Source organism: Neogemmobacter tilapiae (assembly GCF_014652215.1).
In the GTDB taxonomy this organism is placed as follows: Bacteria; Pseudomonadota; Alphaproteobacteria; order Rhodobacterales; family Rhodobacteraceae; genus Neogemmobacter; species Neogemmobacter tilapiae.
In genome coordinates this window covers 1-10,588 of sequence record NZ_BMYJ01000018.1, presented here as the reverse complement: position 1 = coordinate 10,588, position 10,588 = coordinate 1, and the positions used below count along the sequence as shown (strand labels likewise).

The following is a 10,588-nucleotide window of genomic DNA, read 5'->3' as shown; positions in this document are numbered from 1 at the left end:
GCCGCCCTGCGCCGTGCGGGCAAAGGCGGGTCCGCCCTTCGCGCCACCGTCACCGCCAACGCCCAAGCCTTCGCCCAAGACCTGGCCCCCGTCCTCGCCGACATTCGCGCCGAGGGGCACACCTCCCTCCGCGCCATCGCCGCGGAACTCACCAAGCGCGGCATCCAGACAAGGCGCGGGGGCAAGTGGCAGGTGTCCAATGTGGTGGGATTGGTGGGGAGGATCGGCACTATGTCCAAGAACATTTGAATATTCGCTTTGTTTTTCATGCCTTCGCACTTCCAGCGCGCGACGCATAATCGCTTGCAGTTCGCGCGAAGAGACGGCACCGGAGCAACAACACTGACCGGCATCGAGGGCGAGCATTGCCGTGGCAACGGGCGGGGTGCTGACCCTGTTCATCGCTGCACCGCCGAACGGCAGCTCGGTCTGGGTGCGGGTGGTCGACGAGGTGTCGGGCGCGATCTTCGAACAGGAAATCACCGCCGACCTGCCCGCCGCGACGCAGTTCCTGTCGCCGCGGCTGTTCCTGAACACCGGCGCGACAGCGGCAGCGGTCGTCTACGACTGTGCCGGGATCTACTTTGAGACGGACTTCTGATCGTTGCGCCGTTGTGAAAAGAACCGCCACAGTTCGAGAACCCCAAAACCGGAGACAAGGCACACCATTAGACCTGACCAGATGACCAGATCCGGGCTTCCAGCCCACAAGTCCGGCCAGGACAGGCCGATCAGGAGGGGCGGTCCGGCGACCAGACTAGCCGCCACCGCCAGGTCAAGGATTGGGCCTGAAAGTCTTCGCCTGGCGCCGACCGTCTCGCTTGGCCGCGACCAAAGCGACCTGACCTGGCTGGCAAGCAAGAGAGCCAGGCCGGCCCAGACCGCAAGTACCACGGTGCCGAAGGACAGGGTGCCAGAGGCAAGGGGTTCGCCCGCGAGGTAGCCGGCGATCTCGTCCGCCAACAGATGGCTTGTCGGCTGGGCGGGCAGCGGCATCAGGGTCGAGGCATTGGTGAGGACGACGACAGCCGCACCCAGATCGGGCAACAGGATCATCTTGCCGCGAAAGTCGGGAAGGATGCCGCCGTGATGCAGCGCGCGGGTCCCCGCAATCCGGCCGTCGCGCCAGCCCATGGCGTAGCGAAAGCCGTCGCCCTCGACGGTGCCCTGGTGCATCTCGGCCATCGCGGCGGGGGACAGCAGGCGCTGCCCTTCCCACGATCCTTCGCCCAGCTGAAAGCGCAGGAAGCGCGCCATATCAGCGGCGGAAGAGATCAGGCTCGCCGTGGCGAGGCGCCCCGGTTCCTCGGGCAGCTCGGCTGGAAAGGGGAAACCGAACCAGTAGCGGTGGCCGGGTGCGAGGTGGCCATCGGCGGCGGCAACATGGGTATCGGTCAGCCCGAGGGGAATGAGGGCGGTATCCCGCAGGAGATCCGCGAAGGGACGGCCTTCGGCCACCTCGAGCATGCGGGCGGCCACGAGGTAGTTCGGGCTGGCGTAGATGTGCCGCTCGCCTGGTCGCGCCGCTGGTTCTGCCCGCGCCAGAGCCGCCACATGAGCGGCGAGCGGCGCATCCACGGCGCCGCGCGGCGCGGTGCGGGGAATGCCGCTGGTCTGAGCCAAAAGTTGGCGCAGGGTGATCTGCCCGGCGGCCTCGGGATCGGCCAGCGTGAAGTCGGTCAGGACAGACTGGACAGTCGCATCCAGTGACAGCACGCCCGCTTCGACCGCGCGCATCACGGCCAGCGCGGTGAAGGCCTTGCTCATGGACCCCAGACGAAAGCCCGTGTCCGGCGTCACGGGTTGGTCGTCGCCATCCATGCCGAAGCCGTCCAGCAAGAGGACCTCGTCTTCCCAGATCACCGCCACCGAGGCACCCGGCACCCGGTCGCGGGCCAGCGCCTCGCGCACATGGGCGGCGATGGCTGCGGGATCCGGCCTTTCCGGCAGACTGCCCTGTCCGAAAGCCGGGAAGACCGTCAGCATGACCCCGGCCCACAGGACAATCGGCAAAAGCGTTGAATGCCGACGCCGCAGACAGGCCCGCAGATTTTGAAAGTTAATCAGCATCGGTTCTGCCTCATACATAGAAGGTGCGGCACAAAGCTTCTGTCTCGTGGAGCCATTCCTCCCTTTTCGCGTCCGGACTGCCGGCCACGGGCCGGAAGACGCGCCGCTGGCTGGCGGTGACACCGCAGAAGGGCAGAACACAGTTACGCCAGATCAAATCGAGGGGGTCGCCGAAATCGGCCTGTTCCCGTTCGGCGGGCGTGTCCGAGGTGTTGAGGATGAGCGCCCGCCGGACAGAAAGAAGCCCCTCGGGCAATCCGTCCGCGGCAGCCAGCCGATAGGCCACCCCGGGCACCAAGACCCGGTCCAGCCAGCCGGCAAGGATGGCGGGCGGCTTTCCCCACCAGTTCGGATGAACCACAAGAAGCCCGTCTGCCGTCGAGATTTCTGCGCGGTGTCTGGCGACGACGGGGTCGACCGCGCGGGAAATGGCGCCCTCCAGCGTGTCTCCCACGGTATAGGCTTCGTCTGCGGAAAGGCAGGGATCGAAACGTTCCGCGTAAAGATCGTGGTGAGCGATCTCGTGCCCCGCTGCGGCAAGGGCCGCGCGCGCCCTTTCCGAGACCGCATGACAGAAGCTGTCAGACCGGGGGTGTGCGAGGATGGACAGGATCTTCATGGTTCCCTCGTCGTGCTTGTGGCCGGGTCGCTTCAAGGTGCTCTGATTTGCCGAGTGCCTGGCCAGCCGAGCCATTCTGACCTGCACGCCTTGACAGGGCCGGTCTTCATGCGGCCCCGTCCGAAGCATGCGTCGCCAGCGCGCGGCGGCGGAATTCGGACGGCGTCAGCCCGGTCTCGCGCTTGAAGGCGGCGTTGAACACCGACTTGGAGTTGAAGCCGACCTCAAGCAGGATTTCCAGCAAGGTTTCCGTCCGGTCGGGGTCGTTCAGGATCCGCTGCGCCTCGGCCACGCGCAGCCGCGCGACGTAGTCGTGATAGCCCATCCCGAAATGCGCGTTCAGCACCTGGCTCACGTCATTGGCGTTCGATCCCACGGCAGAGGCCAGCCGCGGCAGGCTGAGCATCGGGTCGCGGTAGAGCCTTTCGCGCTGCATCGCCCGCTCGATCGCCTGCGCAAGGCGCGCGCGGTCCTCGGGCGCCAGCGCCGAGCGGCCGTATTTCCCGGTCACCGGGGCCAGCACCGCCGCCACCATCTGCCCCGGCGGCGGCAGCATGCGGTCCGGCTGCACAAGACCCAAGAGCCCGATGCCGTAAAGCGATGCGACTTGGACAACCGACGAGACCGACTGCACCGTGGCCGCCGGAAGGCCGGGGACGAGCCCGGCCAGCAGGCTCGCGGCGTAGCCGAGCCAGGCCAGACCGGACAGGGCGATCAGCCCGCGCAGCCAGACGAGGCGTGCGGCGAGAGGGTCGTTGATCTCGACGCTCAGGGTGCGGCCGCGCAGATCGCGGTAGCTGGTGACAAGGGCAACGGCCACGGACAGCGCGGTGACCAGATAGACGACCAGCAAGACCAGCACCGCCAGCGCCGCGCCGGCATCCTCGGGCTCGGCCGTGTCGGCGAGGATCGCAAGCCGCAGCTCGGCCGGCTGGGCAAGGAACAGGAGCGCGAAGACCACGCCGATCCCGGTCGAGACCGCCCATGGCCAGTAGCGGCGGTCCAGACGCCAATCGGCATCGAGCACAGCCTCGCAATGGCCTCTGAGGCAGGGGCCGATGAAGGGCAGAAGCGGCAGGGTCATCCCGGCCAGCGCCGGGCCTGTCGCCAGCCAACCGAAGCGCAGCGCCGCGTCTTCCAGACCCGACAGGGTGACCGCCGCGATCAGCCCGGCCAGGAACAGCGTCGAGGCGCCGCGCAGATCGCGGCGCAGCAAGAGAAGCCCGGCCAGAAGCAACCCCTGACCGAGCCCGACCAGAAGCAGGGCTGCCACGACATCCAACCAACGCCTCACTGACAGGAGTGCGAGGCAGAGTTTCCCATTTATGTGAGGCCGTTGCAAGGCCCGGCCTCCCCTAGAAGCGCCAGCCGACACGGGCATAGGCGCCCGCGTCGCTGTCGGTGTTGGCCCAGCCCGCCAGACCAAGTGTGGCCCCTTGGCCAAGTTCGATGTCCGCGCCAAGGCGCAGCTCGCCAGCACCGCCCCCAAGGCCATAGGCCCGTGCGATGTCGCCAGCCGAGTTGTCGACCAGGCGTCCGGTCAGCGTGCCGTCAAAGCCCGAGATGGCTTCTTCCCAGCTCACGCTCAGCCATGGGGTGATGCGGTCCGTCGCGGCATAGCGCAGGTCTACACCCAGACCGGCCACGACGCCCGAGGTCGACAGCCCGTCGAACGCCATCTCCAGCCCGGTGTCGCCGCGTTCGGTGAAGCGGCCGACGTTGACCTCCGACCATCGCAGCCAACCTGCGGGCTGGATCGTCAAGGCGCCGCGATCAACCACATAGCCGGCGGCGATTTCCGCGAACTGACCATCGACATCGGCGTCATGGTCGGCGCGCATCAGGGCGACCGGCATGGTGCGGAAGCCTGTCGCGCTGCCGCTCAGCCTGCCCACACTCGCGCCCAGTCGGAAATCGCCCCAGCGCCGCTCGCCCGACAGGACGACCGACCAGCCGTCGAAGTCCGATGACCCCGGCACTCCAGCGATGCTGCCACCCTGTCGCGCGCCATCGAAGCGGAAGGTCCAGTCAACACCATCCGACCAGCCAACCCCGAGCCCCGCAAAGCTGCCACTGTCCGACCCAACACCCGCGTCGGCGGAGAAGCTGAGGCCCTGCTGCGGAACCGGGCCGGCCCAGGCCGCGAAGCGGGCATCACGGCTTCGGGCCGCCAGCTGGTCCATCGTGCCTAGGGCGAAGCGGGCCATGCCCTCGGGCAGGTCGTGGGCAGAGCCGTTTAGTTGCCCCAGAAGCGCGCGGTAATAGTCGGCCTGGATGCGCTGGCCGGCCTCGGTCAGGTGCAGACCGTCGAAGAACAGATAGCTGTTCTGCACCGCCTTGTCGGTGGAGCAGAGCGTTCCTGCCGCCTCGTCATAGCAGGCGTCAGTCACGTTTGCGAAGCCAAGCTCTGCGGCATGGGCAAGGACATGGTCAAACAGCTTGCTCACCTTGACGGTGACGAGGTCGGTGCCAGTCCGGTCCGCCTGGTCGCGCAGGGCTTCGATCTGCTCGGCGCGGTGCTCGTCAAGGACCGCCCGCATGATCGCGTCGAATTCGTCCTGATCTTCGGGCGGGACGAGGCCCGCGAAGGCTGGGGCAAGGTGGAAGTTCGGCACATCCTCGACCAGCACCCGCTCGGCCCCGTAGCCGGACAGCCGGTCAAGTCCCGCGCCGTTGTTGCCGATCACCTCGGCCGAGGTCGCGCGCAGATCGCGGATGCCTAGGTCGCGGATGAAGTCATTGGTGCCGATAGCGACGAAGAACAGATCGCCCGCCTTGCCGCGCAGTCCGCGCGATGCGAAATCGTCGATCTGCGCGTCGAACCCGGTGCCGGCGACCGGCCCGGCGATGTTGTCATCGCCCGAGGTCGCGCCCGAATAGGCAAAGTTGATGTCGTGGGCTCCCGCGCCGGCCCCGGCGGACGGCGCGATACCGGGAACGAGGTGCTCGATCCAGACGGGGCCGTTGGATTCGCGGCTGAAGCCGTCGGGGGCGTAATAGGGGCTGCCGGTCCGGTCAAAGCCCGGCCGGGCATAGAGGTTGCCCTGTTCCACCGAACTGTCACCAAAGACAAACGTGTCGGCCATGGCAGGCATGGCGATGAGAAGGGCCAGAAGGCTGACGGAAGTGCGGATCATGGGCCGGCCTCACAGGTCGATCTGTACGCGCCGCCCGTCCGAGACGGTGCAACTGCCCACAGCCCCGCCTTCGAGGCCAAGACCGGTGCGCTTTTCGCGCAAGGCGCAGTCCATCGTCTGGCCACGGCCTGAGCGCAGCACCGCAAGGATCTCGCCCGTCCATTCGCGCCCCGGCGCGGTGACGAAGATGTCCTTGGTGCCCGGCCCGAAGCCGACGCCCGGCTGGCTTTGGCGCTGGCCTGAAACGGCGGGGCCGCGAAAGACCTCGCCATCGGGCAGGGTTACGATCATCTGGGCGGTTGCGCCGCCGTTGGTGATGAACTCCACCCGCGCCGGGCCTTCGGGCCGACCGGTGGGAGAGGTGACGGCGCCGGTGCCCGCGCCCGAGGCCACACAGGCAGTAAGCGGCAGGGCCGCGCCGAGAATAAAAGCAAGTCGCATGTTCGGTCCTTGGATTAGGCCACGCGTAGAGGTGGCCCGGTCCTTCTGCGCCGCTCCAGCACTCTTTTGCGCCCGTGTCTGAGGGATGGGACGTCCCGTCTGACAGGCCGGACGCCGGGCGGATTGACCGAATAATGGCGTGGAGCGTTTATTGGCGGCGTTCACCGGTAACAGCTTCGGCGCCTTCGGCCTTTTCATAGCCAACCTCATTGCCGCCCTTCCAGACATAACTCTTGTCACTCACCGCAGAGCGGATGATCGTCTGGTCGAGCAGAACCGTGGCCAGCACTACATTCGCAGGTCGGGTCATGGAGCGGTTCCATGGCGCAGCCCGATCCAGCGCGGCACCGCGGCGGTGTAGCGGTCGTAGTCCGCCCCGAGTGCCGCCCGCAGGGCCGTCTCCTCCGCGCGCACCTGTGTGACAGTCGACCACAGGAAGACGAGCGGCGCGACGACAGTGGGCAGCGATGACACCGCGAGCGCGACACCGGCCAGCAAGGCGAACTGCCCCACGAAGGTGGGGTTCCGGCTGTAGCGGTAGAGCCCGCCCGTGACGAGGGCGCCCGTCGCGCCGGGCACGACCCCCACACGCCAGGAGGCGCCCATCGACATCTGCGCCGCAAAGGCGACCATCGCCCCCACGCCCGCGAGGAAGACACCGATCAACCCGGCGGCAACCGCCCGGCCTTCGGTCCAGAGCGGATCGGCCTTGTGGAGCACAGGCAATGCCAGCCAGAGAAGCGGCCCGAAGAAGGCAAGCACGAAGGCCGCACGAAACCCGAAGGCGGCCAGCCGCTCGCGTCGCCTTGCCTGCCCGAACAGCCAGACCGGCCTGCCCGCCGCCTGCGTCGCCGCCGTGGTCCCCCAAAGGAACAGTGCCAGATAGCCGAAGAGAAGGGCCAGCGCGGCCCAGCCGAAAGCCGACATCATCGCCTCACGCCTCGCGCTCGGGGTTGAACCGCAAGAGACGCAGCGCGTTCAGCGTCACCAGCACCGTCGCACCCGTATCGGCCAGGATCGCGATCCAGAGGCCCGTCAGGCCGAGGACCGAGGTGACGAGGAACACCGCCTTCAGCCCCAGCGCGATGGTGACGTTCTGACGGATGTTGGCCATGGCCGCGCGCGAGAGGCGGATGGTTGCGGGAATGTCGGTCACGCGGTCGCGCAGGATCGCCGCATCGGCGGTTTCCAGCGCCACATCGGTGCCCGATCCCATGGCGACGCCGACCGACGCCTGCTTCAGGGCGGGCGCATCGTTGATGCCGTCACCGATCATCATGACGCCGTCCTTCGCCCCGATCTCGCGGATATAGGCGAGCTTGTCCTCGGGAAGCATGTCGGCCTCGAACTTCAGGCCAAGGCCGCCCGCGATCGCCGCCGCCGTCCGCGGGTTGTCGCCGGTCAGGATGACGGGTGTCAGGCCCATCGCGGTCAGCTGGCGCACGGCATCCTTCGCATCCGCCCGCGGCTCGTCGCGCATCGCGATCAGGCCGAGCGGCGAATTCGCGCGGAACACCGCGACGGCGGTCTTGCCCTCCTCTTCGAAGATCGTCGCCTGGCGCAGTCCAAGCCCGTCAAGACCGCCGTTGTCCATGGCGTAGCGGGGCGAGGCGACCCAGGCCGGGGCGCCGTCGACCGTCGCCACGACGCCCTTGCCCATCAGCGCCTTGGCGTCGCTGGCGGCGAGCGGCGCGACGCCCGCGTCCTTCGCACGGTTCAGGATGGCGACCGCCAACGGGTGGCTCGACCCCGTCTCGACGCCCGCGGCGACAGCCAGAAGCTCGGCCTCAGTCGTCTTGCCGAAGGGCACTACATCGGTCACCTGCGGCCGGCCATGCGTCAGGGTGCCGGTCTTGTCGAAGGCGACCCAGCCGATCTTGGACGCCGCCTCGATCACCGCGCCGCCTTTCATCAGCAGCCCACGTCGCGCACCGGAGGACAGCGCCGAGGCGATCGAGGCCGGAACCGAGATCACCAGCGCGCAGGGGCAGCCGATCAGAAGCAGCGCCAGGCCACGATAGACCCAGGTATCCCAGGGTTGGCCGAAGGCCAGTGGCGGCACAAGCACGACCAGCGCCGCGACGGCAACGATGGCCGGCATGTACCAGCGGCTGAACCTGTCGATGAAGCGTTCCGTCGGCGCGCGCGCCTCCTCGGCTTCCTCGACCAGCCGGATGATCCGCGCGATGGTGTTGTCCTCGGCCCCTTTTGTCACCGCAACGCGGAGGGCCGCTTCGGTATTGATTGCCCCGGCAAACACCGCATCCCCGGGTCCGCGCGTCCTCGGCACGCTTTCGCCGGTGACCGGGCTTTCATCGACGCCCGAGGTGCCCTCGACGATCTCGCCGTCCGCCGGGATGCGGTCGCCCGGGCGTACCAGGACGGTCTGGCCAATGGCCAGGCTCGCCGCAGGAACCTCGCGCGTGGTGCCGTTCACTTCGAGGAGCGCCGTCTTGGGCACCAGTTTGGCCAGGGCCCGGATGCCGTCGCGCGCCTTGCCCGCCGCCACACCTTCAAGCACCTCGCCGACCGCGAAGAGGAACACGACCAGCGCTGCCTCTTCCGCCGCGTCGATGAACAGCGCGCCGACGGCGGCGATCGTCATCAGGCTCTCGATAGTGAAGGGTTGGCCCATCCGCAGCGCGGCGAAGGCGCGCCGCGCGACCGGAGCAACCCCGATGAGGCAGGCCGCGACAAAAGCCCATCGGCCGATGTCCGGCGCGATCAACTCGACGATCCAGGCCGCGCCGAGCAGGACTGCCGTGAAGATGACCAGCTTGCCCTTTCCGGTCTGGTACCAGTGCTTGCCCCGGTCGGCGGGGTCGTCGTGGACATGGCCCGGGCTGCCATGGCCCGAGTCGTCACGCAGCGAAACCTTCCCGTGCGTCGCATGGTCATGACCGTCATGGTCGTGGCCCGATTGATCTGCCCCGCCATCCCTCTCGCCAGGCGCCCCTGCCGTCGGCGTCGCGGGCAGCACAAAGTCCTTCCTCGCCGATGCTGCCCGTGGCGCGATCTCATAGCCGAGCGCACGAACGGCGCTCTCGATTCTGTCCCGCCCGGTTTGCGCCTCGTCGAGGGTCAGACGGAGACGTTCCGACATGATGGCGACCTCGACACCGCTCACTCCCGGCAGGCGCGACACCGCATCCTTGATCTTGGTGGCGCAGGATCCGCAATCCATGCCCTTCACGGTCCAGTCGCAAGCGGTTTCGTTTCGTGCTTCGGCCATCGTCAATCCTCGGCCCCAGCGGGGCGATTGTCTTCATCGAGTCGGGAAGCTAATGTCTCTAGCAACTATAGCTTCAAGGGGAATCTGATGTTGACCATCGGAAAAATCGGGGCGCAGGCCGGAGTGAAGGTTCCGACCATCCGCTACTACGAACAGATCGGGCTTCTGCCGGAGGCCGGGCGTAGCGCCGGCAACCAGCGGCTCTACGGACGCAAGGCGTTGGAGCGGCTTGCCTTCATCCGCCACGCACGGGACCTTGGCTTCACGCTCGAGGCGATCCGTGACCTTCTCAGCCTCTCGGACAATCCCGAACAGCCTTGCGTCGCAGCCGACGCCATCGCGCGCGCGCAGCTTGCCGAGGTGGAGCGCCGCCTCGCGCGGCTGACGGCGCTGAAGGCCGAACTGGAGCGGATGGTCGTGCAATGCGCGGGCGGCAAGATTGCCGATTGCCGGGTGATCGAGGTGCTGGGCGACCATTCCCTCTGCTCCACCGACCACCGCCATCCGGAGAGCGAGTCCAGTCCGTGACCGCGCCCGGCACACTCGCCATCTATGCCGGCGCCGCCTTGGCCGAGATCGCGGGCTACTTCGCGGTCTGGGCCTGGATGCGGCAGGGGGCGAGCGCCATCTGGCTTGTCCCCGGAGTCGCGAGCCTCGCCGCCTTCGCATGGCTGCTCGCGCTCGCCCCATCCGACTTCGCCGGGCGCGCCTATGCGGCCTACGGCGGGGTCTAGATCGCCGCATCGCTCCTCTGGCTCTGGATGGTCGAAAAGCAGCGGCCGGACGCCTGGGACCTGACAGGCGGGGGGATCTGCCTCTTCGGTGCGGCGGTCATCCTGTTCGGTCCAAGGGAGATGGGGAGCTAGTCAGGCGCTCGACCGAAGATCGTCAAGGCGGAGTGTCACGCTGGAACAGCCGAAGATAGTGCCACTAGATGATTGTCGTCTTCGCGACGTAGTTCGGTCGCGGATGCGCCAGAAGTGCAGCCGGGGAAGCGACGCATAAGTATATTAAAATCAATAAGGTAGACTGGAGATGGGGTGGATGCCGCTCTCACCCTGACGGCATCGCGATGTGCCATACTCGTGG

11 protein-coding genes and 1 pseudogene are annotated in these 10,588 nt (G+C 67.6%); 4 read left to right on the top strand and 8 right to left on the bottom strand.

Annotated elements, in window-relative coordinates; translation table 11 throughout:
* The coding region (locus tag IE095_RS18000; protein ID WP_229804940.1) for a recombinase family protein at positions 1-249 on the top strand (249 nt) is incomplete at its 5' end.
* A gap of 136 nt (positions 250-385) precedes the next feature.
* Positions 386-601: a hypothetical protein gene (locus IE095_RS17995; RefSeq protein ID WP_229804939.1), complete on the top strand. Its 216-nt coding sequence runs from the start codon at positions 386-388 to the stop codon at positions 599-601.
* Here IE095_RS17995 and IE095_RS17990 read toward each other — a convergent pair.
* From IE095_RS17990 to IE095_RS17955, 8 genes are all read right to left on the bottom strand, one after another.
* On the bottom strand, positions 580-2,088 hold the full coding sequence (locus IE095_RS17990) for a serine hydrolase domain-containing protein (RefSeq protein WP_229804938.1): 1,509 nt from the start codon (positions 2,086-2,088) through the stop codon (positions 580-582). The two genes, IE095_RS17995 and IE095_RS17990, sit on opposite strands and share 22 nt — an antisense overlap.
* Positions 2,081-2,689, bottom strand: a complete 609-nt coding sequence (locus IE095_RS17985) for an NAD(P)H-dependent oxidoreductase (RefSeq protein WP_189413637.1) — start codon at positions 2,687-2,689, stop codon at positions 2,081-2,083. The genes IE095_RS17990 and IE095_RS17985 overlap by 8 nt, the downstream gene beginning before the upstream one ends.
* Before the next feature lie 106 nt (positions 2,690-2,795).
* The gene (locus tag IE095_RS17980) at positions 2,796-3,962 is read right to left on the bottom strand and encodes a helix-turn-helix domain-containing protein (protein WP_189413635.1); all 1,167 of its coding nucleotides are present in this window, start codon (positions 3,960-3,962) and stop codon (positions 2,796-2,798) included.
* 82 nt (positions 3,963-4,044) lie between these two features.
* On the bottom strand, positions 4,045-5,826 hold the full coding sequence (locus tag IE095_RS17975) for an SGNH/GDSL hydrolase family protein (protein WP_189413632.1): 1,782 nt from the start codon (positions 5,824-5,826) through the stop codon (positions 4,045-4,047).
* Positions 5,827-5,835: 9 nt separating this feature from the next.
* Positions 5,836-6,267: a hypothetical protein gene (locus IE095_RS17970; protein ID WP_189413629.1), complete on the bottom strand. Its 432-nt coding sequence runs from the start codon at positions 6,265-6,267 to the stop codon at positions 5,836-5,838.
* A 148-nt stretch (positions 6,268-6,415) separates the two neighbouring features.
* Complete coding sequence (locus IE095_RS17965) at positions 6,416-6,577, bottom strand: hypothetical protein (RefSeq protein WP_189413626.1); 162 nt, start codon at positions 6,575-6,577, stop codon at positions 6,416-6,418.
* Positions 6,574-7,197, bottom strand: coding sequence for a methyltransferase family protein (locus IE095_RS17960; RefSeq protein ID WP_229804937.1), 624 nt, complete (start codon positions 7,195-7,197; stop codon positions 6,574-6,576). Before IE095_RS17960 ends, IE095_RS17965 begins: the two co-directional genes overlap by 4 nt.
* Positions 7,198-7,201: 4 nt before the next feature.
* The gene (locus IE095_RS17955) at positions 7,202-9,499 is read right to left on the bottom strand and encodes a heavy metal translocating P-type ATPase (RefSeq protein ID WP_189413622.1); all 2,298 of its coding nucleotides are present in this window, start codon (positions 9,497-9,499) and stop codon (positions 7,202-7,204) included.
* Between the two features lie 87 nt (positions 9,500-9,586).
* Between IE095_RS17955 and IE095_RS17950 the strand changes: the two genes are divergently transcribed.
* Both IE095_RS17950 and IE095_RS17945 read left to right on the top strand, forming a co-directional pair.
* Entirely contained in the window at positions 9,587-10,027 is a 441-nt protein-coding gene (locus IE095_RS17950; protein ID WP_189413620.1) for a MerR family transcriptional regulator, read from the top strand.
* A pseudogene (locus tag IE095_RS17945) lies at positions 10,024-10,365 on the top strand (YnfA family protein). Before IE095_RS17950 ends, IE095_RS17945 begins: the two are co-directional and overlap by 4 nt.
* The last annotated feature ends 223 nt before the right edge of the window (positions 10,366-10,588 follow it).

What these genes read in the sequence shown, in the direction of transcription:
- IE095_RS17990 (WP_229804938.1), bottom strand. Translation starts at nt 2,088, where the DNA reads ATGTATGAGGCAGAACCGATGCTGATTAACTTTCAAAATCTGCGGGCC.
- IE095_RS17985 (WP_189413637.1), bottom strand. Translation starts at nt 2,689, where the DNA reads ATGAAGATCCTGTCCATCCTCGCACACCCCCGGTCTGACAGCTTCTGT.
- IE095_RS17975 (WP_189413632.1), bottom strand. Translation starts at nt 5,826, where the DNA reads ATGATCCGCACTTCCGTCAGCCTTCTGGCCCTTCTCATCGCCATGCCT.
- IE095_RS17970 (WP_189413629.1), bottom strand. Translation starts at nt 6,267, where the DNA reads ATGCGACTTGCTTTTATTCTCGGCGCGGCCCTGCCGCTTACTGCCTGT.
- IE095_RS17965 (WP_189413626.1), bottom strand. Translation starts at nt 6,577, where the DNA reads ATGACCCGACCTGCGAATGTAGTGCTGGCCACGGTTCTGCTCGACCAG.
- IE095_RS17960 (WP_229804937.1), bottom strand. Translation starts at nt 7,197, where the DNA reads ATGATGTCGGCTTTCGGCTGGGCCGCGCTGGCCCTTCTCTTCGGCTAT.
- IE095_RS17955 (WP_189413622.1), bottom strand. Translation starts at nt 9,499, where the DNA reads ATGGCCGAAGCACGAAACGAAACCGCTTGCGACTGGACCGTGAAGGGC.
- IE095_RS17950 (WP_189413620.1), top strand. Translation starts at nt 9,587, where the DNA reads ATGTTGACCATCGGAAAAATCGGGGCGCAGGCCGGAGTGAAGGTTCCG.